This window comes from Pseudolabrys sp., from assembly GCF_035943735.1.
In the GTDB taxonomy this organism is placed as follows: Bacteria; Pseudomonadota; Alphaproteobacteria; order Rhizobiales; family Xanthobacteraceae; genus Pseudolabrys.
Genome location: NZ_DASZBV010000017.1, coordinates 167,959 through 193,074 on the forward strand (window position 1 = coordinate 167,959; position 25,116 = coordinate 193,074).

Below are 25,116 nucleotides of genomic sequence, written 5' to 3' on the forward strand. Positions count from 1 at the left end.
CGGGGCGGCTGGTCCCGCCCGGTGTCAGCGCGGCGGCAGCTTCTCGATGGCTTCGTGCGCGAAACGTGCGGCGGCATCGGCGATGCGGGTTCGGGCCACGATCAGGTCCGGCGCGATCTCGGCCAGCGGAACAAGCACGAAGGCGCGCTCGAACAGGCGCGGGTGCGGCAAAATCAAATCATCGTCGTGCAGCGAAATATCGTCGTAGGCGATGATGTCGATGTCGGCGGTGCGCGGACCCCAGCGCTGTTCCCGCGCGCGGTCGCGGCCGAGCGCGCGTTCAACCTCGTGGGCGCGCGCGAGCAGTTGCTGCGGCGTCAGCGCGGTTGCGACGGCGATGCAGAGGTTGATGAACGGCGCCTGTTCGGTCACGCCCCAGGGCGGCGTGCGGTAATCGGACGAACGCGCGAGGAGGCGGATCGTCTGCCCGTCACACAGCAGGCTGACGGCGCGATCGAGAATGGCACGGCTGTCGCCGACATTGCCGCCGAGCGCCAGCCACGCGGTGCTCATGGCCGCGCGGCAGGGCGCGTACGAACGAGCTTGACGCCGACATCGCTGAAGGTGGCGGCGATCGGCGCGTGCGGCTTGTGGATCGTCACCGTCACGGCCTTTACGCGCGGAAACGTGCCGAGCACGGCGTCGGCGACGCTACCCGCGGCGGCCTCGATCAGCTTGAATCGCTGCGACAGGAACGCCTCGGTCGCGCAGGTGACGACGGCGTCGTAGGACACGGTGTCGGCGACCTTGTCCGACTTCGCCGCGGCCGCGAGATCGATGTCGAACTCGATGTCGATACCGAAAGTCTGGCCGACCTTGGCCTCGTGCGCCATGACGCCGTGATAGGCGTGCAGCGTCAGCCCGGTGATGAAGATACGGTCGTTCATCGTGCGCCCTCGATAGCCGCCGTCACGCGCAGCGCCTGCACCGTCTCCTGCACATCGTGCACGCGCAGGATGGCGGCGCCCTCACGCGCGGCGATGAGATGCGTGGCGATGGAGCCGCCGATGCGCTCGGTCGGCTCGGACGGCGAGACCGAGGCGATGAAGCGCTTGCGCGAGGCGCCGACCAGCAGCGGCAGGCCGAAGCGCTTGAATTCGGCGAGGTGGTGCAAGCAGGTCAGGCTCTGCTCCGGCGTCTTGCCGAAGCCGATGCCGGGATCGAGCACGATCGTCGCGCGCGCAATGCCGGCCTGCGCGGCGATTTCCAGTGTGCGGGCAAAGAAGGCGACGACGTCGGCGACGATGTCGATGGCCGGGTCAGCCTTGTCGCGGTTGTGCATGACGATGACCGGCACGCCGTATTTCGCCACCAGCGACGCCATGGCGGGATCGCGCTGCAGCCCCCAGACGTCGTTGACGATGGCGGCGCCCTGATCGAGCGCCCAGGCGGCGGTCGAGGCCTTGATCGTGTCGATGGAGACGGGGAGGCCGAGCCCGATCACCTCGGGCAGCACCGGCCTCAGGCGTGCAAGCTCGTCGTCGGCGCTGACGCCCTGGTTGCCGCCGTAGGGGCGGGTCGATTCCGCGCCGACGTCGAGGATATCGGCGCCTTGCACAATCATCGTGCGTGCACGCGCGACCGCCACGGACGGATCGACGAAGCGGCCGCCGTCGGAAAAGGAATCCGGCGTGACGTTGAGGATGCCCATCACCAGTGGCCGCCCGGGCGCGAGGAGGGCGGCGAGCGATGCCGTCGCGGCAGCGGCGAGGGGACGGGCGAGGGCCATGCGGGTGGCTTTGCTCTGGCCGCCGAAAACTGTCAAGCGAGCGGGACGGCGCCCGCTCAGTAGCGGATCTTGAGCGGCAGGTCCTTGGCGTCGGCGATCCAGCGCGTCACCGCGCGTTCCGACGGCAGCAGCCGCACCAGCTTGCGCTTCTGGTTGGCCTCGGCCATCGCCCTGGCGAGGTTGGCCGGATTGCGGACCTTGAGCTCCTTGACCGTATGCACGCCGGCGGCGCTGAGGAGCTCGGCGTATTCCTTGCTGACGCCTTTGACCCGCATGCGGTCGGCGCCATTCGCCCAGCACAGGAGCTGCTTGGGGTCGAGGCCGGTCTTCTCGGCCAGCGTCAGCCGCTGCTTCAGCGTGCAGGTCTTGTCGAGCAGGGTGGCGGTCGACCGGATGCCATGCTTCTTGAGCACGGCGGCGACGTCGGCGTCGATATCGGCGATATCGGTGATCGGATACGGCATGTCTCGTTCCCGCCTCCCCGCGGGCCTCCGTTCCGATATCGTCAGATGAACTGCGACAGGCCGGGCACTGCGCCGACGATCTCGCCGACCGTGTCCTCGCCCGCCTGCTCGCGCGCGAAGGCCAGGGTCTCGCGTGCCACGCCCTGCACCTGCGCCATCGACAGGCCGGCCGCCATCATCTTGGTGCCGGCCCCCATGATGCCGCCAAGCGCGAACATGCCGCCGCCGCTTGCGTCGATGCCTTCCTGCGATTCCATGAGTTCTTCGGCGCCGGGCAAACGCTCGAACAGCGCCTTCACCTTGTCCGGTGGGCCTTCCTTGACGAGGAATTGAAAGATGATGCCGACGGCTTTCTCGGCGGCGTCCCGGTCGACACCGACAGTGGCGACGAGCCGCGAAATGAGTTCGTCCATAGTCCCCTCTCTCCCGCACTGGCGGCGGGTTCACGTCATATTGGACGGCCCGCCGCGCCCTGACAAGCGCATCACCTCAATGAAGCCGCAGGTGTTGCCGTCACGCACTATCGCCGCCGTGGCGATGACTTAGATCAAACTTGTAGCGAAGGCACGGCCGGCTGTGGTGGTGTCTGCGTGACGTGCTTACGGATCAGAGAAGCGCTTGCCGAGAATGCAGGGCAACCGCCTTGGGTTTCATGCGGTGCACGCGCCCTTTTCAGTCCGGGAATGCATTGCTAGTTTGCCCGATACCACACCGGAGAGCCCAAATGAGCACCCTCGACGCCGTCCTGAGCCAGATCGATCGGGATTTCGAGCAGAGCGTCGAGCGTCTGTTTGCGCTGCTGCGCATCGCCTCCGTCTCGACCGATCCGGCCTATAAGGAGCAATGCCGCACGGCCGCCGAGCACGTGGCCGCCGACCTCGACTCCATCGGCTTTACCTCCGAAGTGCGCCCGACGCTCGGGCATCCGGTCGTGGTCGCCAAGGCGAACGGCGTCGCCGGCCCGCATGTGCTGTTCTACGGACATTACGATGTCCAGCCGGTCGACCCGTTGAACCTCTGGAAGACGCCGCCGTTCGAGCCGTGCATCGAGACGCTGCCGGACGGCCGCAAGATCATCGTCGCGCGCGGCGCCTGCGATGACAAAGGCCAGGCGATGACCTTCATCGAGGCCTGCCGCGCCTACCACAAAGTCACCGGCAAGCTGCCTGTGCCGATCACCACGATGATCGAGGGCGAGGAGGAGTGCGGCTCCAAGAACCTGTTCGGTTTCGTCCGCGACAACGCCGACGAGTTCAAGCTCGACCTGGCGCTGGTCTGCGACACCGCGATGTGGGACCGGAAGACGCCGGCGATCACCACCTCGCTGCGCGGCCTCGTCTACGAGGACGTCAGGATCACCTGCGCCGATCGTGACCTGCATTCCGGCGTTTTCGGCGGCGCGGCGCAGAACCCGCTGCGGCTCCTGTCGAAGATCCTGTCGGCGCTGTGGGACGACAGCGGCCGCGTCACCATTCCCGGCTTCTATGACGGTGTGAAAGACCTGCCCGCCGACATCAAGACGGACCTCGCTGCGCTCGGCCTGACCGAGGAGAAGTTTCTCGGGCCGATCGGGCTCAAGCATTCGTCAGGCGAGAAAGGCCGGCTGCTGATCGAGCAGATCACCACGCGGCCGACTGCCGAGATCAACGGCATGGTCGGCGGCTATACCGGCGAGGGTGCCAAGACGGTCATCCCGGGCGAGGCGAGCGCCAAGGTGTCGTTCCGCCTGGTCGGGACGCAGGACCCGGAGAAGATCCGTGACGCGTTCCGCGCCTTCGTGCGCGCGCGCCTGCCGGACGACTGTAAGGTCGAGTTCGGCAATTTCGGCGTGGCGCCGCCGATCCAGCTCTCCTACGACAATCCGGCGCTCGGCAAGGCGCGCACGGCTTTGGCCGAAGAGTGGGGCAACAAGGCGGTGACGGTCGGCGCCGGCGGCTCGATCCCGATCGTCGCCGACTTCAAGAGCGTGCTCGGCATGGATTCGCTGCTGGTCGGCTTTGCGCTCGACGACGACCGCGTGCATTCGCCGAACGAGAAGTTCGACGTCACCTGCTACCACAAGGGCATCCGCTCCTGGGCGCGCATCCTCGACGCGCTGGCGAAAGGCTGAGGCGGCCGGCACAAACAAAAAAGGCCGGGCGTTTGCCCGGCCTTTTCGTTTCGGTGTCGCGAACGGCTTAGAAGCCGCGGCGGCGGACTTTCTTGGCCGCCTTGCGGGCGGCGTAGCGCGCGTCGCGCGCCGCCTTCTGCTCGGCCAGCAGCCGCTCTTCTGCCTCGGCCTTTTCGGCGGTGATCAGGCGCTCGAGCTCTTCCTGCTCCTTGCGCGCCTTTTCGGCGATTTCCGCCTGGCGGGCTGCTTCGGCGGCGAGTTCCGCCTCGCGGGCCTTGCGCGCGGCTTCACGCTCGGCATTGCGCTTGTCGCGCGCCTCGGCGACGGCGCGGCGCGCCGCCTCTTTCTCGGCGAGGCCAGGATCCTGGGCGGCGGTGCGGAACTTCTCCAGCAGCGCCTTCTTGGCGGCTGCAGCGGCACTCTGACGGTCACGCAGGTCGGGAGTCTGGAAGCTCATCTATTCTCCGGTGGGATGGGTTGATGCCGCGAAAACGGCGAATTAGTGGAGGGTATGTATCCAGCGGGCGGCGAATCCGCAAGCCATGCGGGGCGAGAAGGCGCCATGTGGAAAAATTGCCGGCTCAGTTCTTGAGCTTGTAACCAGTGCGGAAAATCCACCCGACGATGGCCAGGCAGATGAACAGGAACACAAACGTCATCACCAGGCTGATTGCCGGGCTGACGTCTGCCACCTCGAAGAAGCTCCAGCGGAAGCCGCTGACGAGGTAGACGACCGGGTTGATCAGCGCGATCTTCTGCCAGAGCGGCGGCAGCACGTGAATGGAATAGAAGGTCCCGCCGAGGAAGGTCAGCGGCTGGACGATCAGAAGCGGCACGATCTGCAGCTTCTCGAAGCCGTCGGCCCAGATGCCGATGATGAAGCCCAGCAGGCTGAAGGTGATCGCCGTCAGCACCATGAAGCCGACCATCCAGAACGGGTGCGCGATGTGCAGCGGCACGAACAGCACCGAGGTCGCCAGAATGATCAGTCCGAGGACGACCGACTTGGTCGCCGCCGCGCCGACGAAGCCGAGGGCGATCTCCACGTAGGAGATCGGCGCCGACAGAAGCTCGTAGATCGAGCCGATGAAGCGCGGGAAGTAGATGCCGAACGACGCGTTCATGACGCTTTGCGTCAGCAGCGTCAGCATGATCAGGCCGGGGACGATGAACGAGCCGTAATTCACCCCCTCGATCTCGGAGATGCGCCCGCCGATCGCGGCGCCGAAAACGACGAAATAGAGCGCGGTCGAGATGACCGGCGAGACGATGCTCTGCGCCAGCGTGCGGCCGGTGCGCATCATCTCGGTCGTGTAGATGGCAGCGACGGCGCGGAAATTCATGGCGCGCTCCGCGTGTCGTTGACGAGGCCGACGAAGATCTCCTCGAGCGAGGATTGATTGGTGTGCAGATCGCGGATGCGAACGCCGGCCTCGCTCAAGGCGGCGAGCAGCGTGGCGACACCGGTGCGCTCGGCGCGCGTGTCGTACTCGTAGATCAGCTCGTGGCCGTCCCCGCCGATCGCCAGGTTGAAGGCGGCAAGCACCGGAGGAACGGCCGCCAGCTTGTCGGCGACCTGGAGGACAAGGCGCTTCTTGCCGAGCTTGCGCATCAGCTCGGACTTCTTCTCGACCAGGATCATCTCGCCATTGTTGATGACGCCGATGCGGTCGGCCATCTCCTCGGCTTCTTCGAGGTAGTGCGTGGTGAGAATGATGGTGACGCCGGCATCGCGCAGCGCCCGCACGACGTCCCACATGTCCTTGCGCAGTTCGACGTCGACGCCCGCCGTCGGCTCGTCGAGGAACAGGATCGCGGGCTCGTGGCTCAGTGCCTTGGCGATGAGAACGCGCCGCTTCATGCCGCCGGACAGCTGCACGATCTTCGAGTGGCGCTTGTCCCAGAGCGACAGGTCCTTGAGCACCTTTTCGAGATAGGCGGGGTTCTTCGGCTTATTGAACAGTCCGCGCGACATGGTGACCGAGGCCCAGACGGTCTCGAACGGCGCCATCACGATCTCCTGCGGCACGAGGCCGATCAGCGCGCGCGTGGCGCGATAATCGGTGATGATGTCGTGGCCGCCGACGCTGACCGAGCCGCCGGTCGGCCGCAGGATGCCGCAGATGATGCCGATCAGCGTCGTCTTGCCGGCGCCGTTCGGGCCGAGCAGGGCGAAGATCTCGCCCTTGCGGATGTCGAGATCGATGCCCTTGAGCGCCGTGAAGCCGGAGTCGTAGCTCTTGGTCAGTTTCGATACGGAGATGATCGATTGCATGTGGGGACAGGCGCTGTGGGCGAGCAACCGCATGTAGGTCGCTCGCACGAGTCTCGCCAGCCCCGGCCGGTTCCCTCTCCGCGCAGCGTTGCCGAAATGCAACGCTTTCTCAGGCGGCCGCCGCCAGTTCAGTGAGGCTGTTCAGCACCCGCTCCGGCGGGAAGTCGGGATACTCGTCGGGGTATTTCGCGCGGTTGATCCACTGGCCGTGGAAGCCGACGGAGACGGACGCCATGACGTCCCAGCGGTTCGACGAGACGAAGGTCACATCGCCAGGTTTGCAATTGAAATGCTTGGTGACGAGGCCGTAGACCTCAGGCCGCGGCTTGAACATCTTGAGCACGTCGACCGAGAGCACGGCATCGAGATCGCCGCGCACGCCTGCGCCGTCGACCGCGCCGTCGAGCATTTCGGGTGAGCCGTTCGACAGGATGCCGGTTTTGTGGCCCTTCGATTTCAATGTGCGCAACGCGGCGCGCGCGTCCGGGAACGCATCGAGATTGAAGTAGGCCTGCAAGAGCTGCGGCTTCAGCGCCGTGTCGACAGACGGCACGCGCGCCAGCGCGAAATCGAGCGCGCGATCGGTCAGCGTCCAGAACGGCGCATAGCGGCCGGCCAGCGTCAGCGTCCAGGAGTATTCGAGCTGCTTGGTGCGCCAGATCTCCGACATGCGCTCGGCGTCCGGGCCGGCCTTGTCGCGGAAGCGGGCGATGGCGGCATGCACGTCGAACAAAGTGCCGTAGGCGTCGAATACGAAAATGGACATGGTCGCCTCAATGATCGGAGAAACCGCGCCCCGGGTAGCATGTGCGCGGGCCACGTGCAGGACACCATCGTGTGAAGGGCCCGCGCCTGCAAAACGAAACGGCCGGCGCAGGTGCGCCGGCCGTTCGGATTTTTATGCTTGCGCGCCGCTCTACTTGGTCGCCGCCGCGAACATCGCCTCGACGTGCTCCCAATTCACCAGGTGATCGAGGAACGCCTTGAGATAGTCGGCACGGCGGTTGCGGTAGTCGATGTAGTAGGAGTGCTCCCACACGTCGCAACCGAGGATCGGGGTGGCACCGTGCACCAGCGGGTTCTCGCCGTTTGGTGTCTTCATGATGGCAAGCTTGCCATCCTTGACGGCGATCCAGGCCCAGCCGGAGCCGAACTGGGTCATGCCGGCCTGCGAGAAGTCCTCTTTCACCTTGGCCAGACCGCCGAGATCCTTGTCGATTGCCGCCTGCAGCTTGCCCGGCAGCTTGTCGCCGCCGCCGTTCGGCTTCATCCACTGCCAAAAATGGAGGTGGTTGTAGTGCTGGCCGGCATTGTTGAAGAGGCCCTGGTTCTTGCCATAGGCGCCCTTGACCACCTCTTCGAGCGACTTGCCCTCGAGGCCCGAGCCTTCAAGAAGCTTGTTGCCGGTATCGACATAAGCCTTGTGGTGCTTGTCGTGGTGATATTCGAGCGTTTCGCGCGACATGTAGGGCGCAAGCGCGTCGTACGCATAAGGCAGATCCGGCAGCTTGAAAGACATCAGCTCCTCCTCGCGGCAAACTTTGTGTGAAATGGCCTTGACGGTTGAAACCCGAGCCCCGGGCGCGAGTTCCCTCGATGGAAATCTAATTAGGCGCTGGCGCGGCCCGCGGCAACGGCCCCGGCCAGTTCGGCCGGTCCGGGTGCGCGGTCGGGGGTTGTCCGCGGCCTGCCCGCAGCCTTAACAGAATATGCAGGTCCGTCGTGCTACTTTAGCGTTTGCCGTTGTAATGACTGCGAAATCGACGAAATCCTTCGTGAATTGAAGAGCCTAGCGTATTTGCGCCGTTTCCCTGGAAGCCGGCGCCGGAATTGAGGGAGGTGCCCGTGCGCATGTCAGCGATTCTCTATGGGATAGGCGGCCTCGCCTTCATCTTCGGCGTGGCGCTGGCCGGCTTCGGCATCCCGGTCTCCGAATTCAGCTTCGGCAACACTTTGATCATGTCGGGGGCCACGGTGGGCGCCTGCGGCCTCATCGTCATCGCGCTGGCGGCGGTCACCGCGCAGCTGCAGCGCCTCAACGACCTGCTCGGTCACGGGGCGTTGGTCGGCGCAGCGCACGAAACCTACGACGCGCAGCCGGCTGTATCCGAACCGCATCCGTTCGAGCCGCGCGGGCCGGCCGCGCCGCCCGAATTCCCGATGCCCGCGGCGCCAGCGCCGGCGCTGCGCAATCCAGAGGAGCCGCCGCAGGTCGAGGAGGAGGAGGCCTCGCTGTCGCCGGAACAGGCCGCGCCGATGGCGGCCGCCAACGAGCCGGCGAAGCCGGCGGAGAGAACGTTCGACACCGGTTGGCCGCGCCAGCGACCCGCTGCGGCCGCGGCCGAGCCGCCGAGCCAGCCGCGTCAGCGCTCGACCTTCTTCGACTCGATGTGGCCGCCGGAGAACAAGATGCTCGAGCGCCCGGCCGACGAGGCCGAGGCGAGCCGGCCGGCCGAGCCGGCCGAACCGGAAGCGCCGCCGGCGCCGGAGTTTTCCGAAGCCGCCCCGCCGCCGCCTGCCGCCCGGGCCGAAGAGCCGAAGCCGCGCGCGATCGCGATCCTCAAGTCCGGCGTCGTCGACGGCATGAGCTACACGCTTTACGTCGACGGCTCGATCGAGGCCGAATTGCCGCAGGGCACCCTGCGGTTTGCCTCCATCCACGAACTGCGCGCGCATCTGGAAAAGAACGGCTGACGCTTTTCCAGTCATCGGCGGCACCGGGCCAAGTCTAGGTTCGGTCTACGCCTATGTTCTTCTTGCCGGCGCATTCTCCGGACAGTAATCTTTAAATATTGGATTCTTCCCCGGGCTCGAGGCGGGCGAAGACGTCCGGCCAATTCTAGCGCGAAGACTTCATGACACGGGAATGACGCCGATGAGCGGGGATGGGGGCGTAGGCGGACCTAACTACATTGCGCTGACGGCGGAAATCGTCTCCGCCTATGTCAGCAATAACAGCGTTGCCGCGGGCGATATCCCGGCGCTGATCAACCAGGTGCACACGGCGCTTAGCCGGGTCTCCAACGGCAATGCGGACGCCGGCACGGAGAGCCCGAAGCCGGCGATTTCGCTCAAGCGGTCGGTGACGCCGGAATACATCGTCTGTCTCGAGGACGGAAAGAAATTCAAGTCGCTCAAGCGCCATCTGCGCTCGCAATATAACATGACGCCGGAGCAGTACCGCGAGAAGTGGAACCTGCCGCCGGATTATCCGATGGTGGCGCCAAGTTATGCGGCCGCCCGCTCCGAGCTCGCCAAGCAGATGGGCCTCGGCCAGCAGCGCCGCCGGCGCGGCAAATAGGGCGACAGGAAAGTCATCTTTTGCGTCTTGACGGAAGTCCTTCAAGGATTTAATCCTTGGCGATGGCTGCAAGTCCGTGGCCGTCAGAGGAGGTCGCCGTCGATGCCGCCCTTGCCCAAACCTCCGTCGGCCGTGCGGGCGAGGCCCTCGCGCCGCCGGCCGCGCCCCGTCGAGATGGCGGAGCCGACAGTCGATGCGTTTCGCGCCCGCCATCTGGCGCTCGGCCGCCGGCGGATCGCGACCGAACACCGCGCGGCCGCCGTCACGGTCGACGAACAGGAAAGCCCGCTCGCCTGGCTCGCGCGCCGGCGCGGTCGCGACGGCCGCGCGCTGATCGAGCCGCATCAGCTGCAGGCCGGCGAGCGGCTGCGGCGGGATTTCACCGTCGCCGATCTCATGCCACACGTCACCACCAATTGGGACAATCCGCTGGCCTCGGGCGGCGCCGCGGCGTCGGCCGCCAACGACACCATGACGGATGCCCGTCGCCGCGTACACGCGGCGCTGGAAGCGGTCGGCCCGGAGTTCGCCGGGCTGCTGCTCGACGTCTGCTGCTTCCTGAAAGGCCTCGAGGACGTCGAGCGCGAGCAGCGCTGGCCGTTGCGTTCGGGAAAGGTCGTGCTGCAGCTCGCGCTCGAGCGGCTGGCGCGCCATTACGGCTATGCGGGAGAGACTCGCGGCCGCGCGCGTGCGCCGGTGCGCACGTGGCTTGCCGAAGGGGCGGCGTTTTCGGTGAAGTGAGCGCTCAGGCGGTGGCGAGCGCCGCCTCGGCATCGGCGCGGATGCGCTCGACCATCGAGCGCAGCCCATTCGACCGCTGCGGGGTCAGGTTCTCGCGCAGGCCGAGCTTGTCGAACACGGCGATGGCATCGATATCGAGAATGGCCTTCGCGGCTTTGCCCGAATAGAGCGCGAACAGGATGGCCACCAGCCCGCGCACGATATGCGCGTCGCTGTCGCCCTCGAAGCTGAGCACGGGGCCGCCGGCACCATCCGCCTTCACGTGCGTGACCAGCCAGACCTGGCTGGTGCAGCCGCGCACCTTGTTCGTTTCGGTGCGTTCCGCCTCGGGCAAAGGCGCCAGTTCGCGCCCGAGCTCGATGACATAGCGATAGCGGTCATCCCACTCGTCGAGCAGGGCGAAGTTGTCGATGATCTCGTCGATTCCAGTCATTCAGCCGTCGCGCTTGCCGGGGCGAACGATGCTCCGTGGGCCCGATATATAGGCTCCCGTGCTGCGATGGCCAAAAATCTTGCGATCCGCCGGCGAGATCAATGCCGGCGGGCGGAACGGCGCGCCGGCGCTCAGACGGCTGGACGGCCCGGTCGCTCGCGCCTCGGCGGCAGCGGAACCGGCCCGTGCCAGGCCGGCTGCATGTCGTTCTTGGTCAGCGTGCCGTGCTGCGTCTGCTCGGACACATTGACCAGCCTGGCGGCAGACTTCTCGTTCCGGGCCGCGACCGTGCCCGTCTTGTCCGTCTCGGCCGGCTTGTCGACTCGCGCCATGATGAACTGGACGATCGTGCGCGCGCCCGCTTCCGCCTTCTCGCCGAGCGCCGCGGCGACCTTGCCGCCGGCGACGCAGGCCTCGGGCTGACGCCCGCAGAAGCCGCGCGCGTCCGACACCGCGGCGCTGGCGACGCTCATCGCCTGCGTCGGATCGATCTGCGCGTCCGAAGACTTCGGGCCGCTGCCCGGCAACAGCAGGCAGACGACGCCCAGCCAGAACGCCATTCGCAACAGGAAGAACATGACCCTACCCATATATCCCCGGCGGTTTCCCCTCCGCCTTGTCTCACAATCTAGCAAACAGGCCTGAAGCTGTCGTTCGCGTCTTTCCGATGTTTTGGCTCAAACTCGCCGCGAATTTTCGGACAATTCGAGACATCTCGTTTTGTCTCAAATTTTAAATGTCGTTTTCGTTCCCCGCGCGCGCCGCGTCGCGCGCGCAGCAAGGGCCATGGTTAGCGCCGATTAACTATGGGGATGCGGTGCGACACGAAAGCCGCGATCGCAACACAACGTTCACCATGGATCGCGAATCGAGCCGTTGCGGCGGTCGTATCGCACCTGTCGCCGGTGCATAGCGGGCAAGATCGCTCGACTTTTAGCGTTCGCTTAAGTCGGCCCTCCTAAGCTCGCCTCCAGCAATAAGGGGCGCGTCTTCTTCGTTTGGGACGTGGACAGGGACCGTGAGCTTCCTCACGCCAGTGTGGAACTATGTCGATGCCTTGGTGCATCCGGTGGCGCAGAACGATGCGCTGACCGCGGCGCGCCATCGCGCCTTCATTGCGCCGCGCCTGATCGGCAGCTTCGCGGCGCTCGCGAGCTTTCCCGTCTATCTCGCCTTCCGCGGCGTGCCGAGCCTGCTCGAGACCTTCGTCTTCGCCTGGCTCGTGGCGCCGATCCTGACCGCCTATTTCCTCTCGCGCACCGGCCGCTACGAGAGTGCGCATGTGCTCTCGTCGCTGGCGCTGACCGGCCTCGTCGCGGTGGTCGCCTGGTGCACCGGCGGCATCGGCTCGTTCGCCGCGATCTGGCTGGTGGTTGTGCCGCTGGAAGCTTCGCTCTCCGCGTCCCGCCGCGTCGTGGCGCTGGCCTCGAGCTTCGCGCTCGCCGCCGCCGGCCTGCTGCTGACGCTGAGTGTCGCGCACCTGCTGCCGCCGCCCTCGCTGATCGGCGATACTGATGGCGCGCTCGCTGCGCTCGGCATCGTCTCGGCCTCGCTCTACGCCACCGGGATCGCGCTCGGCGCGGAATCGCTGGCGCGCACAAGCGTCTGGATGCGCTACGCCGAAGAAGACCGCTACCGGTTGCTCGCGCGCAACATGACCGACGTGATCGCGCGTCATGGTAAGAACGGCGCCGTGCTGTTCGTGTCGCCCGCGGCCGAGGCCTTGTTCGGCGCGCGCGTCGGCGATCTCGCCGGCCATGGCCTGTTCGACCGCGTGCATGTGACCGATCGCCCGGCCTACCTCACCGCGCTCGCCGATGCGGCGTCACGCGGCGAAACGCGTTCGGTTGAATTCCGCATCCGTCGCGAAGGCGAGCGCGGCGCCGAGTTCGTCTGGGTGGAGATGCGCTGCCAGCCGCTCGACGATGCGGGCCAAGACGGGACCGCGGAGCGAGAGGTTGTCGCCGTGCTGCGCGACGTCAGCGAGCGCAAGACCAATGAGCGGGCGCTCGATATCGCGCGCGCCGAGCAGGAGCGCGCCAGCGCCGCCAAGAGCCGCTTCCTCGCGACAATGAGCCACGAGCTGCGCACGCCGCTCAACGCCATCATCGGCTTTTCCGAGATGCTCACCGATCCGTCGCTGGTGTTCGATCCGGCGCGCAAGCTCGAATACGCCAAGCTCATCAACGACTCCGGCCGGCACCTGCTCTCGGTGGTCAACGGCATCCTCGATATGTCGAAGATGGAGACCGGCAATTTCGAGATCACGCCGGAGCCGTTTGCGCCCGCCGCCGCCATCATGAGCTGCTGCGACCTCCTGGCGCTGAAGGCGCGCGATGCCGGCGTCGAGATCAAGACGCGCATCGCGCTCGACCTGCCGGAGCTCGTCGCCGACCGCCGCGCCTTCAACCAGATCCTGATCAATCTCGTCTCCAACGCGATCAAGTTCACGCCACGCGACGGCCGCGTCACGGTCGCCGCGCAATGCGAAGGCGCCAAGCTTGCGCTAGTGGTCGAGGATACCGGCGTCGGCATCGGCGAAGACGATCTGCCGCGCATCGGCGAAGCCTTTTTCCAGGCGCGCGCGTCCTACGACCGGCGGCACGACGGCACCGGCCTCGGCCTCTCGATCGTGAAGGGATTGGTGCGGCTGCATGATGGTGAGGTTGACATCGCAAGCCGTCTCGGCAAGGGAACGCGGGTGACCGTGCGGCTGCCGCTCGAGTGCGAAGGACAGCGCCCTGCGGTCGATCCCATCAAGCTCGTCACCGAGCGCGCCGACGATCTCGCCGCAGCCGCCAATACCGACGTTCATGCCCAGGTCAAAAAAAGTGCGTAAGCCTGCCGCCCGCGCCCACGCCGTTCCGGCCGGCCGCTTCGCCAGAGCAGGCGGCGCGATCGCGCGTTATCCGCGCGAATTCGTCGGCATCGTAATGGCGAGCGTGGCCTCGGTGTGGATTTTCACCAACGCGCTGTTCCTGCAGAAGGGGCCGCACCCGGCGCCGATCTTCGCCGCGCGTCCGGTGACGCATCAGACGGTGCCGCTGGCGCCGCCGCGCCCTGAGATCGTCGCGCCGGGCACGCCGATGCCGGTGCCCGCGCCGACCGTTGCGCCGGCGCCGGTTACGGCCGCGGCACCGATGAGCCGCACGCAGCTCATTTCCAGCATTCAGCGCGAACTCAATCGCCGCGGCTTCTACGATGGCGTGGTCGACGGCGTTTGGGGCGCGCATACCGACGCCGCCGTGCGCGATTTCATCCAGACGACGGGCGCCAAAGTCACGCCGGATGCGAACGAGGCGCTGCTGCGCGCGATCGCGGGTTCCAACGCACAGCGCAAGACGCAAGCTGCTCCGCACGCCGATCCGATCGCGGCGCTGCTGGCGCCGTCGAACCAGGCAAAGGCGCCGCCGCAGTCCGTTCCGGCGCCGCCCGCGCCATCGGCCCGGATCAAGGCGGTGCAGCGCGCGCTCGACGATTTCGCTTACGGCCCAGTCAGTGCGACCGGTGCCTACGACGCCGATACGCGCGCGGCGATCGAGCGGTTCGAGCGCTCGCGCGGGCTGCCGGTCACCGGACAGATTTCCGACCGTCTCGTGCGCGAGCTCGGCGGTATGGTCGGCCGACCGCTGGAGTGATGCGCCGCGCGCGTGCTATCAGCGCGGGACCATGCGCCTGAAATCGAGCATCTGGGTTTCCGCCTACCTACGCCGCTGCGACGTCGAAGGCGCTTTCGCCGCCGTGCGCCGGCGCGGGGCGGAAGAGGCGGGCGCCATCTTCATCAAGCTCAACCGGCTCGACGGGACGGGCACGCTCTACGGTCCGGCGCCGCAAACGATGTTCGACGACGCGCAGCCGGCGGACCGGCTGTTCACCGCGCTCGTCGGTGGCGCGACGCCGGCGGCAGACGCCGACATCGAGGCGCGGCTGGTGAGAGAGATCCGTTTCGATCCGGACGTGTGGATCGTCGAGATCGAGGACCGCCGGGGCCGCAACTTTCTCGACGACGCGCTGGTCTGATCAGCCCGTCCGGTCGGTCTTGCGCGCCGGCGGCGTCGCGCGCGTCGACCGCGCATGACGGCCAGGGCTCGCGAACGAGCGGGCGCTGCGACGTTCGTCGTCGTAGTGCGTGGGTTCGTAGGCGCGCGTCCTGCGCGCAAGCTGGCCGCGCCAGATCGTCGTCATCTGCGTGGCCGCCTGCGGCGTGATGTCGTCGAAGAGCTGCGCCAGGTCGTAGACGCGCTGCACCGACTGGCCGATGGCGGGATCGAGGAACAGGAGGACGCGCTGCAGGACCGCCGCGCTCATGCCGAGCGCCTTGGCGGCGACGACCAGCGGTTCGCCCGAAGCGTCCGTGGCGATGCGCTCGGCCAGCGCCGGCGCTACGCCCAGCGCGGCGGCCATCAAACGCGCGAACTGGGTTGGATTGCGCTGCAGCGCGGCGCTCTCGAGCCGCGCCAGCACGTCCGGCGCGGCGGGGCGCTGCGCCGTGCCGTCGGGGATGAGATTGCGCAGGATGAGCCGTCGCTCGTCCGACGGGACGGAGAAGAACAGCTCAGTGAGATCGTCGCGCCTCGGCGCCGCCGGCTGTGCCGCAGGGGTAGGCATCGGCATCGGCGTCGGCGCTGGCGCGGTGCCGAGCTTGTGCAGGACTGCCTTCGGCGCTCCCGGATAGCTGCGCAGCGTCGCGGTGACGACGGCACGGGTGGCGTCGTCGACCATGTCGATCAGGCCGCTCGCCAGCTCGAGGTATTGTGTCTCTTCCTCGGTCGTGTGGACCGGCTTCTGGACATAGAGATCGGTGAGGACGCGCAGCAACGTCGGCCGGATGTCGACGCCATCACGGCAGGCGAGATCGAGCAGGCCGTCGATGGGCGGAGATACCGGAGATTTCGCCATACGCAGAAGGTTTCACAGACACCGTGGATGCCCGCACATTAGCGGGGTGCCGTTAGCAGAGCGTTAACCTTGGACGCCCTTTAATCGCCCCGTGCGCCGAAGGTCCCAGGCGTCGTCGGCGCGGAAGAGGGGCTGCGATGGGCGAAGTGATTCGGTTTCCTGACGAGTCGGCGTGTGCGCGCGGCGGCAGATATATCGACGCCGCGTCTGAACCTGCCACTGTCATCATCCTTCCGGTGATCCGCATCGACCGCGGATCGGACGGAAGCAACGGACTTGAGCCGCATACCGGCAACAATTCAGGCCGCCGCCGCCGGCGTCCCCTGATACGCTGAGTTCCGGCTCATAAGAATTTGATGCGAACTGCGCTGCAACGGCCTCGGTGCGGCCCCGTTTGGGCACCGCGTCTTCTCGCGCTGGCTGTGCTGGCTGTTCTGGGGGGCTGTGCGACGCAGGGCGACTTCGGCGAGGTCAGACCCTCGCTCACGCGCGACGACATGCACGACTGGCTGTCGCTCGACGCTATTGCCGGCAAGCCGACCTGGCCCTCCGATTTTCCCCTGACCGAAGACGAGCGCGCGCTACGCGATCTCGCTTATCCGCTGATCGAGCAGCCCTACGACCGGCAGAAGTTCTACTCGGTCGCCGGCGAATACGGCGTCATCGGCGCCAATCACCGCGTGCCGTTCGACCGCACCGCCTATACCACCCACCTGTTCGGCGACGAGCAGCGCACGGCGACGTCGCGCTACGCAGCGCTCGGGGATGACATCGACAACGACATCACGCGGCTGCCGCAGTTCTTCGAGACGGCGGCGCGCGTACTCGACGTCGACGGCAAGCGGCGCAAGAGCATGTTCTACGTATCGGCGCTGAGCGAGCACGAGCGCACCAATGCGGTGCGCCGCATGGACGAGAACGCCGCGATCGTGGCGATGGTGCGCCGGTCGCTGGTGGAGCGCGCGTCGGCCTATCGTTATGCGCTGGAGCGGCTTGTCATCATCACGCCGGATGCACGCGCGGTGCAGGTCGAGCAGGCGCTCAACGTGCTGCAGTCGAAGATTGCGTACTACCGCAATCACCTGCCGCCGGGCTGGGTGCGCGAACAGAGCCTCGCCTCGAACTGATCACTGGCCCGTATCGGCTTGCTGTTCCGGCGCGCAGGTCGCGGCGTCGACGGCGGCCTGCGCCTTCGGCATCAAGCCGGGCTCCGTCGCCAGAGCGCGGATGGCAATAAGGCCGGTGTCGGTCGGCGAATCCACGATCAGGCGGTCCGCGGCGGTGACGTTTTCCTGTTCCGGCATCTGCTCGTGCTGCGCCTGCGTCATCAGGTCGAGCTCGATCACGCGGCGCCCGGCGGCGCGGTCATTGATTGCGTAATAGGCGACGTCGGTCCGCGTATAGAACGAGACCGAAGTGTAGGACGGACTGACCGGCACGGTGATCTTCAGCGGTCCCTTGCTGAGATCGTAGCGGCAGATGGAGCTGGCCATGGCCGGATCCATCAGCGGCATGATCGCGGCGCCGGGCTGTGGCGGGGGCAGGGGCGTCACCTTGTTGACGGGCGCCAGCGCGATGAGGCGCGAATAGGCGTCCTGCGTCGCGGTGCGCGGCAGGATGATCACGGTCGCGATGTGCACGATGCCGCCCAGCAGCGCACCGCCCAGCAGCATGAGCAGCCAGCGGATCATGGGCAGGTCCTCGTCGTCACCGTCGGCATCGGCAGTTCGCGCCCGGCCTTGGTCGCGACCCCGATGGCGGTATCGTAGAAGCGCAGCACCAGTTCGTAATGCTCGATGCCGCCGGTCGGCAGCCAGTTGCCGGCGCTCGCGCGGGGGCCCACCGTGATGGTGAAGCTGCCGTCCGAGCGCCTCACGACCTCCTCGCTGGTGAAGTCGTGGCGATGCACCGAATTGGAGACAAGCTCGCCGTTGTTGTAGAGCGTCAACGTCCAGAAGCGGGCTTGCGGCGTGATGCCGGACAATTGGACGTCGCAGCGGCCGTCGAGCGGGCGCCCGGCATCGTCGCTGGTCGCCGTGAAGGAGACGCCGTCGCCGAGGGCGATAGGCAGGCGGCCGCTGCGCGCAATCTCAGCCCGCGCGTAGGGGTCGGCGTCGACGGTGCCGGTCTTTGGCCACGCCGTCCAACTGCCAACGCGCAGCGCGTCAAAGGCGGCGCCGCGCGTGAGGGCGTAATAGGTCGCGCCGAGACCGACGGCGGCGGCGACCAGCAGGGTGAACAGCGTTCCGAACAGCAGCCGCACGAGATGACCGCGGGTGAGATCTCTTGATTCGTGGTGAGGAGACTACGCCGGAGCAGGGCGCGCGGCTAATTCAGTTGCGGACAAAGGCCCGCCCCTCAAGCGCATCGGTGAGGGCGTCGCCACGGCCCGGCAGCGTGGCCTCGCGTTTGACCTCGCTGGCGACGGTCGGCAGCGGTCCGAGCGCCTTGGCGGCGTCGTCCATCATGTGTTCGACGCGCACGAGAACCTCGGCGCCGCGCCTGGTCAGCATGCGCGGGCGTGGCGGCGGCGCTTCCGCCGTCTTGGATTTCGCGCTCGCGATCATGTCCGGCCGCGCCGGCGGCGCAGGAATGCCGGGCAGCGGTTTGATCTCGATGCCCTGATGCGCGTAGGTCATGATGTCGTGCCAGGCCATCGCCGGCAGGGCGCCGCCGGTCATGCGGTTCATCGGCTCGTAGTCGTCGTTGCCGAACCAGAGGCCGCAGACGAAGTTGCCGGTGTAGCCCATGAACCACGCGTCGCGCGACATGTTGGTGGTGCCGGTCTTGCCGGCGGCGGCGATGCCGTCGAGGCGCGCGCGGCGGCCGGTGCCGTTCTCGACAACCGAGTTCATCATCTTGATCATGTCGAGCGCCACGTGCTCGGGCAGCACGCGCTTGGGCTTCGGCCCGTCGCGGTCGTAGCGCCAGACCACCTTGCCGTCGCCGGTGCGCACTTCGAGGATGGCGTGGGGCGCAATCTTCATGCCGAGATTGGGGAAGGTGGCGTAGGCGCCGACGTGCTCGAGCAGGTTTACGGCGTCGGCGCCGATCGGTAGCGACGGCGTATCGGGCAGCGGCGTGGTGATGCCCATGTCGCGCGCTGTCTTGATGATGCGGGAGCGGCCGAGCTTGGCGTTGCCGTCGCCGACGATGATCGACAGCTTGACGGCGATGGTGTTGATCGAATGCGTGAGCGCAGTGATCAGCGGCATCGCGCCGCGGAAGCCGCCGCCGTAATTGTGCGGGCACCAGTTGCCGAGACACACCGGCGAGTCGACGACGATCGACGTCGGCTTGAGCCCGTGCTCGAGCGCGGTGGCATAGACGTAGGGCTTGAACGACGAGCCCGGCTGGCGCATCGCGTCGGTGGCGCGGTTGAACTGGCTGGCGCCGTAATCGCGGCCGCCGACCATCGCGCGCACCGAGCCGTCGGTGTCCATCAGCACCGCATCGGCCTGATGCGCGTTGTATTGATCGCCAAACTGCCGCAGCGCATTTTCCACGGCTGCATCCGCCGCGCGCTGCAGATTCATGTCCAGCGCGGTGCGCACGACGAACACGCGCTCGGTCATCGATTTGGGGAACGTCTCGACCAGCTTCTTCATGTCGTCGAAGGCGTAGTCGAGATAGTAGTTCGGCGCGTGATCGTCGCGTCGATCGACGGGGGTGGCGGGGTGGCGGCGGGCGCCGAACACCTGTCCCTCGGTCATGAATCCGGTATCGACCAGATTATCCAGCACGACGTTGGCGCGGGCGCGCGCCGCCGGCAGATTGACGTTGGGCGAGAACTTGGTCGGCGCCTTGAACAGGCCGGCGAGCATCGCCGCCTCGGCCAGATCGACGTCGCGCGCCGACTTGTTGAAGTAGTACTGCGCCGCCGCGTCGACGCCGAAGGCGCCGCCGCCCATATAGGCGCGGTCGAGGTAGAGCTTCAAAATCTCGTTCTTGGTCAGCCGCGACTCCAGCCACAGCGCCAGGAACGCCTCCTTGATCTTGCGGTCGAGCGTGCGCTCGTTCGACAAGAACAGGTTCTTGGCGAGCTGCTGCGTCAGCGTCGAGCCGCCCTGCACGACGCCGCCGGCGCGCGCATTGGTGGCCAGCGCGCGGAACGTGCCGGTGATGTCGACGCCGAAATGCTCGTAGAAGCGCCGGTCCTCGGTCGCCAGCACCGCCTTGATCAGGTGGTCGGGCATCTGGTCGAGCGGCACCGAGTCGTTGTGGCGCACGCCGCGCTGGCCGATGACGTTGCCGTAGCGGTCGAGGAAGGTGACGGACAGTTCCGACTTCTTCAGCCAGTCGTCGTCCGAGGTCATGCGGAAGGCGGGGATGGCGAGCGCCAGCATGACGATGAGGCCGGCGGTGCCGAGCGTGGCGCCTTCGCCGATGAATTCGACCAGCCAGCGCCGCCAGCCGGCGACGTGGAAGCGGTCCATGAAGGTGGAGAAGCGCTCGTAGCTCTCGCGCAGGCCGGCGAAGCTGCGGAACAGTCCGGAATCGACCCGCGAATCGAGGCCGAGGAACAGCCTTCGCAGATTCGGCCGCCAGTCCTCGGGAAACAGGTCGCGCACGGGTTTAATCGTCCGGTCAGTGGGTTAGGCCGCGGCCGGCGGGCTCGCGCCGGGGCCGGGCCTAATGTAGCGCAGGCGGGGGCCGGCGGGAATGCCGCAGGGGCCGCACCTGTTCCCAAGGTGAACGGGAAATACGCCCCTTTTTCGTCATTCCGGGCTCGCGGCCGAAAGGCTGCGCCTCGGAATGACGGACCAAAAGGTTGCCTAACCCGCCGCATCCCGGCACAAGGCGGCCATGGCAGACGAGACCGCCGACACCCCCTTCTGGAAGCGCAAGAAGTTCTCCGAGATGACCGACGCGGAGTGGGAGAGCCTGTGCGACGGCTGCGGCCGCTGCTGCCTCAACAAGCTGCTCGACGACGACACCCACGAGACGGTGTTCACCGACGTCGGCTGCGTGCTGCTCGACGGCGACACCTGCCGCTGCAAGGACTACACGCACCGGCAGAAGCAGGTGCCCGACTGCGTGCGGCTGACCTGGCGCAACGTGCGCCGGCTCACCTGGCTGCCGCCGACCTGCGGCTACCGGCTGGTCGCCAACGGCCAGGACCTCGCCTGGTGGCACCCGCTGGTCTCCGGCGATCCCGAGACGGTGCACAAAGCCGGCGTCTCGGTGCGCGGCCGCGTCACCGCCAGCGAAGCGGACGTGCCGGACGAGAAGCTCGAGGAGTACATCGTGGCGTGGCCGGGGAAGTGGCCGAAGGGGGCGCGGGGCAGTGCGACGCCGTTGGGACAAGAGCGGGCGAGGGGCAAGGTGGCGGGCAAGGGGAAGTAAGGGCGAGGGGGAGGCGAAGAAGGTCGCCCTCAACCTTTCGTCGTCGCCAGCCGCTTCTCCATCAAGCTTGCTAAATTCACGAGATGCCGGGCGAGCGCTGCGCCCTCCGTTCGCTCATCGAGCGTCCAATCTTTCTGACCCTTCAGGAAATATTCGGCTGAGAACCGGAAGTCCTCCGGCGATATCGGGTTCAATATCTTCACGACCTTCGGCTCATAGCCGCCGACGGACAACGCTTGAGTGATTCGCCGTTTGAGGTCGTGCGCCCGCGGAACCTTGCGGTGGCCAAGCTCGGCCAAGATCGATTTCAGGGTCTCGAGCTTGTCGCGCTTCTCATCAAAAAGCTTCTCCAACTGGATAATCGACAGATTGGCGAACTGGCGCGTCGGCATGGCGTCCCTCTACGCAGCGCGTTTGAGCTCGAATGTCTTGCCGTCCCGGGTCGACACATGGCCGAGGCGGGTGGCATAGCCGTGCTGTATGGTTTGTCGAGCCTGCAGTTCAACCGCGGTTTTGTGACAACCGTGCTGGTGGGTTGCCTGGTGTTCGGTGTGTCCATACATGTCGCGGCATGGAGACTTCTCGGGAGACTGCGCGAATGACATTCGAACAATTTGCGCTGCTCTGGCCGATGATCGCGATCCCACTGGTGGCGGCTTCGGCAGTTGTGCTGACCCGGCTTCTGGAGCGGCACGCGGAGCGTCATCATCCGGCTGAATGAAGGCCTATAATCGAGATAAAAGTCCTTGACGCGCTGACCTTCCTCCGCTATCCTTCCGGCATCCTCCACAACCCAATCAGGATGCCCCCATGACGCCCCGCAGGTCCGAGCGCGCAGCGGCGCAGCGTTTCTATCGGGAGATGGACGGGGAGGCAGCGCCAGCCTCCGGCACCGCGACCCCCACCCCCAACCCCTTCCCACAAGAGCCTGCGCCCGGGCGCGCGCAAGCGCGGCCCGGGTGGGGAGGGGAGAAGCAAGACCTCATGGCTCAGGTGCGGGCGCTGTACGAGGGCTCGGCCGTGCCGGTGCGCGAGATCGCGCGCCGCGCCGGCGTGTCCGAACGCACGCTTTATAAATACGCGCGCAAGAACAACTGGGCGCCGCGCTACGCCTGGATGCCGGACGGCTCGCGTCCGCCGGCGCGGCCGGGGCGGCGGCGCTGGAGCGAGGCGCAAGAGAAACATCATGCGCGCGCCGAGCAGTTCGCGCCGGGCCAGGGCGCCGGCGGCCGCTTCATCCGCCGCGAGGACGTCGGCCAGCCGTTCGCGCAGGGCATCAAGGCGCTCGATCCGGTTGGCCGCGCCGCCGCCGTGCGGGCGAGCGCCGACGCGGCGCGCGCCGCCAGACTGGCCCAGGCCAAAGCCGACGCCGAAGCCCAGCTCCAGAAGCACCTGCGCATCATCGAGAACGTCAGCCTCGCCTGCGCGGAGTACAGCCGCTTCAAGAGCGACCGCGCCGGGCGCGGCCGGGGGCCGCTCGATGACCGGATTGAGCGCCTTCATGTGCGCCTCATCGAGACTGCGGTGGAGAACTGGCACCGGTTTGTCGATCGGGAAGACCTCGGGATCGAGGCTGTCGAACGGCCGTGACGCGGCGGCCCGCACGCCGCAAGCGCCGGTCACATCCGCGTGTTCCATGCCGTCATGAGGCTGGACACGGGCGGCGCGTTGCCGGCGTGATCCGCTGCATAGCCGCGTCCCGCTCGTCGTTATTGCAATGCGGGAACGGTTGCGGCATTGAGCCGTTCCTCCGGCTCGCTCCTCCAATTCGGATACCGTCACGTTTATGTCGTCGCCCGCGCCCACAGCTCACGATGCGCCTCACGCCGCGCACACGCCGCACGCCGCGGCGCATGCGCATGGCCGCGCGCATCCGGCGGCGCACACCGAGGCGGAGCCGCGCGCGCTCGCCCATGCCGAGATCCGCACCATCATCTTCGGCATCATGCTGGCGATGTTCCTCGGCGCGCTCGACCAGACCATCGTCGCGACCGCGCTGCCGACCATCGGCGTGCATTTCGGCAATCTCGCCGAATTGTCCTGGGTGGTGACCGCCTATCTGCTCACCGCGACGACGGTGACGCCGCTCTACGGCAAGCTGTCCGACGTTCACGGCCGCCGCGGCATGATGATGGCGGCGATCGGCTTGTTCGTCGCCGGCTCGATCGCCTGCGCGCTGGCGCCGTCGATGACCGCGCTCATCCTCGGCCGCGGATTGCAGGGCCTCGGCGGCGGCGGCCTGATGGCGCTGTCGCAGACCATCATCGCCGACGTCATCTCGCCGCGCGAGCGCGGCCGCTATCAGGGTTACATCGGCGCGGTGTTCGCCTGCTCCTCGGTCGGCGGCCCGGTGCTCGGCGGCTTCCTGACCGAGAAGCTCGACTGGTCGCTGATCTTCTGGATCAATTTGCCGCTCGGGCTCGCCGCGCTGGCGATGACGGCGCGCACGCTCAAGCTGGTGCCGCATCACGCGCGCAAGCATCGCATCGACGTCATCGGCGCCGTGCTGATGATGCTGGCGGCGGTGGCGCTTTTGCTCGCGCTGTCGTGGGGCGGCCACGATTATCCCTGGCTGTCGGCGCCGATCCTCGGCTTGTTCGCGGCGTCGCTGGCGTTGTGGCTGCTGTTCGCCTGGCGGCTGATGCGCGCCGAGGAGCCGTTCCTGCCGCTCACCGTGCTCGGCAATCCGGTGGTGCGCAACGCGGCGATGGCCGGCGCCTGCAACATGGGCGTGCTCGTCGGCATGACCATCTACGTGCCGCTCTACTTCGAGACGGTGCTGCATCTCTCGGCCGGCGAGTCGGGCGTGGCGTTGATCCCGCTGATGGGCGCCTCGGTGCTGTGGTCGACGATCTGCGGCCGGCTGATGATGCACATGGTGCACTACAAGCGCGTGCCGGTGATCGGGCTCGTGACGGCGATCCTGGCCTGCGGCGTGCTGGCGGTGTGGCCGGCGACGCTGCCGATCTGGCTGTTGCTGACGTTGCTGTTCATCATCGGCTCGGGGCTCGGCACCGTGTTCCCGATCTCCACCGTGTGCATGCAGAACGCGGTCGTGCGCTCGCAAATGGGCATCGCCACCGGCGCGGCCAACTTCTTCCGCGCGCTGTTCTCGGCGCTGATCGTTGCGGCGCTCGGCGTCATCGTGCTCGGCCATCTCGGCGGCGGCGCCGGCACCGCGGTCGAGACGCTGGCGAAATCCGCCTCCGGGGCGAGCCTGGCCGTGGCATTCCGTTACGTGTTCATTGCCTGCGCGTTGGTGCTGGCCGCGGGTCTCGCGCTGATGATCGCGATGGAAGAGCGGCCGCTCAAGGGCCCGTCGCCGCCGTCGGAAGGCGCCACCGCGCCGTCGGGTCCGGCGACGCCGATCCCGGAGGAAGGACTGTCGATCGTGCACTGAGCGGCAGCGCCTCGCTCGAAATTAAAACCCCGGCCCTGCGGCCGGGGTTTGTCGTTCGGCGCTCGCGCGCCGCTTCAGTGGTTGTCGGGGAAGTCGCGCTGCAACTGCAGGCGCACGTTCGGATCCGGATCGGCGCCGGCATATTGGCCGTCCACGATCACGGTGTTGCTGCCGACCGACGGCAGCGCCTGCGCGCGGATGCCGGCGAGGCGATCCATGCCGACATGGCGCGGCGCAGTCGAGTACTGATACTGGGCGAGCGCCGGCGTGGCGACAAGCGTGGCCAGAGCGGCGGCAAGAACGAGCTTCTTCATTGTGTGTCTCCATTCGTCATGCGCGGGCTTCGCCCCGCGCGACGGCTGACATGGGTGCGCACCGCAGGCGCCGCTTGTCCGAAATTGCTGTTTCCTGCGTGGAG

30 protein-coding genes are annotated in these 25,116 nt (G+C 67.1%); 12 read left to right on the forward strand and 18 right to left on the reverse strand.

Annotation, left to right across the window (positions count from 1 at the left end):
- Nucleotides 1-24: 24 nt before the first annotated feature.
- From folK to VGV41_RS11945, 5 genes are read right to left on the reverse strand one after another with little or no spacing between them, the layout of a single operon-like run.
- Nucleotides 25-513 carry a 2-amino-4-hydroxy-6-hydroxymethyldihydropteridine diphosphokinase gene (folK, locus tag VGV41_RS11925; protein WP_326864054.1) on the reverse strand — a complete coding sequence of 163 codons (489 nt, stop codon included), beginning with the start codon at nucleotides 511-513 and terminating at the stop codon, nucleotides 25-27.
- A complete protein-coding gene (gene folB, locus VGV41_RS11930; protein ID WP_326864055.1) occupies nucleotides 510-887 on the reverse strand; it encodes a dihydroneopterin aldolase in 378 nt (125 codons plus the stop codon). The genes folK and folB overlap by 4 nt, the downstream gene beginning before the upstream one ends.
- On the reverse strand, nucleotides 884-1,729 hold the full coding sequence (gene folP, locus VGV41_RS11935) for a dihydropteroate synthase (protein ID WP_414705088.1): 846 nt from the start codon (nucleotides 1,727-1,729) through the stop codon (nucleotides 884-886). The genes folB and folP overlap by 4 nt, the downstream gene beginning before the upstream one ends.
- A 56-nt stretch (nucleotides 1,730-1,785) precedes the next feature.
- Entirely contained in the window at nucleotides 1,786-2,193 is a 408-nt protein-coding gene (locus tag VGV41_RS11940; protein ID WP_326864056.1) for a DUF4332 domain-containing protein, read from the reverse strand.
- A gap of 41 nt (nucleotides 2,194-2,234) precedes the next feature.
- A complete protein-coding gene (locus VGV41_RS11945; protein ID WP_326864057.1) occupies nucleotides 2,235-2,606 on the reverse strand; it encodes a DUF2267 domain-containing protein in 372 nt (123 codons plus the stop codon).
- Between the two features lie 311 nt (nucleotides 2,607-2,917).
- Between VGV41_RS11945 and VGV41_RS11950 the strand changes: the two genes are divergently transcribed.
- The gene (locus VGV41_RS11950; protein ID WP_326864058.1) at nucleotides 2,918-4,303 is read left to right on the forward strand and encodes a M20/M25/M40 family metallo-hydrolase; all 1,386 of its coding nucleotides are present in this window, start codon (nucleotides 2,918-2,920) and stop codon (nucleotides 4,301-4,303) included.
- Nucleotides 4,304-4,370: 67 nt separating this feature from the next.
- Here the strand turns inward: VGV41_RS11950 and VGV41_RS11955 are convergent, their stop codons facing one another.
- The 5 genes from VGV41_RS11955 to VGV41_RS11975 all read right to left on the reverse strand — a co-directional run bounded on the left by VGV41_RS11955 (nucleotide 4,371) and on the right by VGV41_RS11975 (nucleotide 8,097).
- Nucleotides 4,371-4,760, reverse strand: a complete 390-nt coding sequence (locus tag VGV41_RS11955) for a DUF6481 family protein (RefSeq protein WP_326864059.1) — start codon at nucleotides 4,758-4,760, stop codon at nucleotides 4,371-4,373.
- A gap of 124 nt (nucleotides 4,761-4,884) precedes the next feature.
- On the reverse strand, nucleotides 4,885-5,646 hold the full coding sequence (locus tag VGV41_RS11960; RefSeq protein ID WP_326864060.1) for an ABC transporter permease: 762 nt from the start codon (nucleotides 5,644-5,646) through the stop codon (nucleotides 4,885-4,887).
- On the reverse strand, nucleotides 5,643-6,578 hold the full coding sequence (locus VGV41_RS11965; RefSeq protein ID WP_326864112.1) for an ABC transporter ATP-binding protein: 936 nt from the start codon (nucleotides 6,576-6,578) through the stop codon (nucleotides 5,643-5,645). The genes VGV41_RS11960 and VGV41_RS11965 overlap by 4 nt, the downstream gene beginning before the upstream one ends.
- A gap of 109 nt (nucleotides 6,579-6,687) precedes the next feature.
- The gene (locus VGV41_RS11970) at nucleotides 6,688-7,344 is read right to left on the reverse strand and encodes a haloacid dehalogenase type II (protein WP_326864061.1); all 657 of its coding nucleotides are present in this window, start codon (nucleotides 7,342-7,344) and stop codon (nucleotides 6,688-6,690) included.
- Between the two features lie 150 nt (nucleotides 7,345-7,494).
- Nucleotides 7,495-8,097, reverse strand: coding sequence for a superoxide dismutase (locus VGV41_RS11975; RefSeq protein WP_326864062.1), 603 nt, complete (start codon nucleotides 8,095-8,097; stop codon nucleotides 7,495-7,497).
- Nucleotides 8,098-8,429: 332 nt separating this feature from the next.
- Here VGV41_RS11975 and VGV41_RS11980 point away from each other — a divergent pair, with 332 nt between their 5' ends.
- From VGV41_RS11980 to VGV41_RS11990, 3 genes are all read left to right on the forward strand, one after another.
- A complete protein-coding gene (locus tag VGV41_RS11980; protein ID WP_326864063.1) occupies nucleotides 8,430-9,272 on the forward strand; it encodes a hypothetical protein in 843 nt (280 codons plus the stop codon).
- Between the two features lie 181 nt (nucleotides 9,273-9,453).
- Nucleotides 9,454-9,879 carry a MucR family transcriptional regulator gene (locus VGV41_RS11985; RefSeq protein WP_326864064.1) on the forward strand — a complete coding sequence of 142 codons (426 nt, stop codon included), beginning with the start codon at nucleotides 9,454-9,456 and terminating at the stop codon, nucleotides 9,877-9,879.
- A 174-nt stretch (nucleotides 9,880-10,053) separates the two neighbouring features.
- Nucleotides 10,054-10,620, forward strand: a complete 567-nt coding sequence (locus VGV41_RS11990; RefSeq protein WP_326864065.1) for a DUF6456 domain-containing protein — start codon at nucleotides 10,054-10,056, stop codon at nucleotides 10,618-10,620.
- Nucleotides 10,621-10,624: 4 nt separating this feature from the next.
- Here the strand turns inward: VGV41_RS11990 and VGV41_RS11995 are convergent, their stop codons facing one another.
- Together VGV41_RS11995 and VGV41_RS12000 are read right to left on the reverse strand one after the other, a co-directional pair.
- Complete coding sequence (locus VGV41_RS11995; RefSeq protein ID WP_326864066.1) at nucleotides 10,625-11,053, reverse strand: SufE family protein; 429 nt, start codon at nucleotides 11,051-11,053, stop codon at nucleotides 10,625-10,627.
- Between the two features lie 131 nt (nucleotides 11,054-11,184).
- A complete protein-coding gene (locus tag VGV41_RS12000; RefSeq protein WP_326864067.1) occupies nucleotides 11,185-11,631 on the reverse strand; it encodes a DUF5330 domain-containing protein in 447 nt (148 codons plus the stop codon).
- A gap of 440 nt (nucleotides 11,632-12,071) precedes the next feature.
- Between VGV41_RS12000 and VGV41_RS12005 the strand changes: the two genes are divergently transcribed.
- Genes VGV41_RS12005 through VGV41_RS12015 form a run of 3 tightly spaced genes read left to right on the forward strand, consistent with a single transcriptional unit; the run spans nucleotide 12,072 to nucleotide 15,073 of the window.
- On the forward strand, nucleotides 12,072-13,892 hold the full coding sequence (locus VGV41_RS12005; RefSeq protein WP_326864068.1) for a PAS domain-containing sensor histidine kinase: 1,821 nt from the start codon (nucleotides 12,072-12,074) through the stop codon (nucleotides 13,890-13,892).
- On the forward strand, nucleotides 13,885-14,691 hold the full coding sequence (locus VGV41_RS12010) for a peptidoglycan-binding domain-containing protein (protein WP_326864069.1): 807 nt from the start codon (nucleotides 13,885-13,887) through the stop codon (nucleotides 14,689-14,691). Before VGV41_RS12005 ends, VGV41_RS12010 begins: the two co-directional genes overlap by 8 nt.
- A 31-nt stretch (nucleotides 14,692-14,722) precedes the next feature.
- On the forward strand, nucleotides 14,723-15,073 hold the full coding sequence (locus VGV41_RS12015) for a DUF1491 family protein (protein ID WP_326864070.1): 351 nt from the start codon (nucleotides 14,723-14,725) through the stop codon (nucleotides 15,071-15,073).
- Here VGV41_RS12015 and VGV41_RS12020 read toward each other — a convergent pair whose 3' ends face one another.
- Nucleotides 15,074-15,952, reverse strand: coding sequence for a DUF2336 domain-containing protein (locus VGV41_RS12020; protein WP_326864071.1), 879 nt, complete (start codon nucleotides 15,950-15,952; stop codon nucleotides 15,074-15,076). It abuts the gene before it with no gap.
- 422 nt (nucleotides 15,953-16,374) lie between these two features.
- On the opposite strand from VGV41_RS12020, the gene VGV41_RS12025 reads away from it, so the two are divergent.
- Nucleotides 16,375-17,079 carry a hypothetical protein gene (locus tag VGV41_RS12025; protein WP_326864072.1) on the forward strand — a complete coding sequence of 235 codons (705 nt, stop codon included), beginning with the start codon at nucleotides 16,375-16,377 and terminating at the stop codon, nucleotides 17,077-17,079.
- Here the strand turns inward: VGV41_RS12025 and VGV41_RS12030 are convergent, their stop codons facing one another.
- The 3 genes from VGV41_RS12030 to VGV41_RS12040 all read right to left on the reverse strand — a co-directional run bounded on the left by VGV41_RS12030 (nucleotide 17,080) and on the right by VGV41_RS12040 (nucleotide 20,523).
- Complete coding sequence (locus VGV41_RS12030) at nucleotides 17,080-17,643, reverse strand: DUF1254 domain-containing protein (protein WP_326864073.1); 564 nt, start codon at nucleotides 17,641-17,643, stop codon at nucleotides 17,080-17,082.
- Nucleotides 17,640-18,215 (reverse strand): DUF1214 domain-containing protein, encoded by a 576-nt coding sequence (locus tag VGV41_RS12035; RefSeq protein ID WP_326864074.1) that lies wholly within the window; start codon nucleotides 18,213-18,215, stop codon nucleotides 17,640-17,642. The genes VGV41_RS12030 and VGV41_RS12035 overlap by 4 nt, the downstream gene beginning before the upstream one ends.
- Nucleotides 18,216-18,285: 70 nt before the next feature.
- Entirely contained in the window at nucleotides 18,286-20,523 is a 2,238-nt protein-coding gene (locus VGV41_RS12040) for a penicillin-binding protein 1A (protein ID WP_326864075.1), read from the reverse strand.
- 235 nt (nucleotides 20,524-20,758) lie between these two features.
- Between VGV41_RS12040 and VGV41_RS12045 the strand changes: the two genes are divergently transcribed.
- Nucleotides 20,759-21,298, forward strand: coding sequence for a YcgN family cysteine cluster protein (locus tag VGV41_RS12045; RefSeq protein WP_326864076.1), 540 nt, complete (start codon nucleotides 20,759-20,761; stop codon nucleotides 21,296-21,298).
- Between the two features lie 29 nt (nucleotides 21,299-21,327).
- Here the strand turns inward: VGV41_RS12045 and VGV41_RS12050 are convergent, their stop codons facing one another.
- Complete coding sequence (locus tag VGV41_RS12050; protein WP_326864077.1) at nucleotides 21,328-21,690, reverse strand: hypothetical protein; 363 nt, start codon at nucleotides 21,688-21,690, stop codon at nucleotides 21,328-21,330.
- A 206-nt stretch (nucleotides 21,691-21,896) separates the two neighbouring features.
- Between VGV41_RS12050 and VGV41_RS12055 the strand changes: the two genes are divergently transcribed.
- The 3 genes from VGV41_RS12055 to VGV41_RS12065 all read left to right on the forward strand — a co-directional run bounded on the left by VGV41_RS12055 (nucleotide 21,897) and on the right by VGV41_RS12065 (nucleotide 24,698).
- The gene (locus tag VGV41_RS12055; protein WP_326864078.1) at nucleotides 21,897-22,019 is read left to right on the forward strand and encodes a hypothetical protein; all 123 of its coding nucleotides are present in this window, start codon (nucleotides 21,897-21,899) and stop codon (nucleotides 22,017-22,019) included.
- 263 nt (nucleotides 22,020-22,282) lie between these two features.
- Complete coding sequence (locus VGV41_RS12060; RefSeq protein ID WP_326864079.1) at nucleotides 22,283-22,888, forward strand: TetR family transcriptional regulator; 606 nt, start codon at nucleotides 22,283-22,285, stop codon at nucleotides 22,886-22,888.
- 196 nt (nucleotides 22,889-23,084) lie between these two features.
- Nucleotides 23,085-24,698 (forward strand): MDR family MFS transporter, encoded by a 1,614-nt coding sequence (locus VGV41_RS12065; RefSeq protein WP_326864080.1) that lies wholly within the window; start codon nucleotides 23,085-23,087, stop codon nucleotides 24,696-24,698.
- 74 nt (nucleotides 24,699-24,772) lie between these two features.
- Here the strand turns inward: VGV41_RS12065 and VGV41_RS12070 are convergent, their stop codons facing one another.
- Nucleotides 24,773-25,012 (reverse strand): hypothetical protein, encoded by a 240-nt coding sequence (locus VGV41_RS12070; RefSeq protein ID WP_326864081.1) that lies wholly within the window; start codon nucleotides 25,010-25,012, stop codon nucleotides 24,773-24,775.
- Between the last annotated feature and the right edge of the window lie 104 nt (nucleotides 25,013-25,116).

Coding starts and splice junctions, on each gene's coding strand:
- folB (WP_326864055.1), bottom strand. CDS start 887: ATGAACGACCGTATCTTCATCACCGGGCTGACGCTGCACGCCTATCAC.
- VGV41_RS12065 (WP_326864080.1), top strand. CDS start 23,085: ATGTCGTCGCCCGCGCCCACAGCTCACGATGCGCCTCACGCCGCGCAC.
- VGV41_RS12000 (WP_326864067.1), bottom strand. CDS start 11,631: ATGTTCTTCCTGTTGCGAATGGCGTTCTGGCTGGGCGTCGTCTGCCTG.
- VGV41_RS12030 (WP_326864073.1), bottom strand. CDS start 17,643: ATGATCCGCTGGCTGCTCATGCTGCTGGGCGGTGCGCTGCTGGGCGGC.
- VGV41_RS12015 (WP_326864070.1), top strand. CDS start 14,723: ATGCGCCTGAAATCGAGCATCTGGGTTTCCGCCTACCTACGCCGCTGC.
- VGV41_RS11960 (WP_326864060.1), bottom strand. CDS start 5,646: ATGAATTTCCGCGCCGTCGCTGCCATCTACACGACCGAGATGATGCGC.
- VGV41_RS12020 (WP_326864071.1), bottom strand. CDS start 15,952: ATGGCGAAATCTCCGGTATCTCCGCCCATCGACGGCCTGCTCGATCTC.
- folK (WP_326864054.1), bottom strand. CDS start 513: ATGAGCACCGCGTGGCTGGCGCTCGGCGGCAATGTCGGCGACAGCCGT.
- VGV41_RS12050 (WP_326864077.1), bottom strand. CDS start 21,690: ATGCCGACGCGCCAGTTCGCCAATCTGTCGATTATCCAGTTGGAGAAG.
- folP (WP_414705088.1), bottom strand. CDS start 1,729: ATGGCCCTCGCCCGTCCCCTCGCCGCTGCCGCGACGGCATCGCTCGCC.
- VGV41_RS11990 (WP_326864065.1), top strand. CDS start 10,054: ATGGCGGAGCCGACAGTCGATGCGTTTCGCGCCCGCCATCTGGCGCTC.
- VGV41_RS11970 (WP_326864061.1), bottom strand. CDS start 7,344: ATGTCCATTTTCGTATTCGACGCCTACGGCACTTTGTTCGACGTGCAT.
- VGV41_RS12055 (WP_326864078.1), top strand. CDS start 21,897: ATGACATTCGAACAATTTGCGCTGCTCTGGCCGATGATCGCGATCCCA.
- VGV41_RS11945 (WP_326864057.1), bottom strand. CDS start 2,606: ATGGACGAACTCATTTCGCGGCTCGTCGCCACTGTCGGTGTCGACCGG.
- VGV41_RS11975 (WP_326864062.1), bottom strand. CDS start 8,097: ATGTCTTTCAAGCTGCCGGATCTGCCTTATGCGTACGACGCGCTTGCG.
- VGV41_RS11940 (WP_326864056.1), bottom strand. CDS start 2,193: ATGCCGTATCCGATCACCGATATCGCCGATATCGACGCCGACGTCGCC.
- VGV41_RS11980 (WP_326864063.1), top strand. CDS start 8,430: ATGTCAGCGATTCTCTATGGGATAGGCGGCCTCGCCTTCATCTTCGGC.
- VGV41_RS11950 (WP_326864058.1), top strand. CDS start 2,918: ATGAGCACCCTCGACGCCGTCCTGAGCCAGATCGATCGGGATTTCGAG.
- VGV41_RS12070 (WP_326864081.1), bottom strand. CDS start 25,012: ATGAAGAAGCTCGTTCTTGCCGCCGCTCTGGCCACGCTTGTCGCCACG.
- VGV41_RS12045 (WP_326864076.1), top strand. CDS start 20,759: ATGGCAGACGAGACCGCCGACACCCCCTTCTGGAAGCGCAAGAAGTTC.
- VGV41_RS11985 (WP_326864064.1), top strand. CDS start 9,454: ATGAGCGGGGATGGGGGCGTAGGCGGACCTAACTACATTGCGCTGACG.
- VGV41_RS11995 (WP_326864066.1), bottom strand. CDS start 11,053: ATGACTGGAATCGACGAGATCATCGACAACTTCGCCCTGCTCGACGAG.
- VGV41_RS12060 (WP_326864079.1), top strand. CDS start 22,283: ATGGCTCAGGTGCGGGCGCTGTACGAGGGCTCGGCCGTGCCGGTGCGC.
- VGV41_RS11965 (WP_326864112.1), bottom strand. CDS start 6,578: ATGCAATCGATCATCTCCGTATCGAAACTGACCAAGAGCTACGACTCC.
- VGV41_RS11955 (WP_326864059.1), bottom strand. CDS start 4,760: ATGAGCTTCCAGACTCCCGACCTGCGTGACCGTCAGAGTGCCGCTGCA.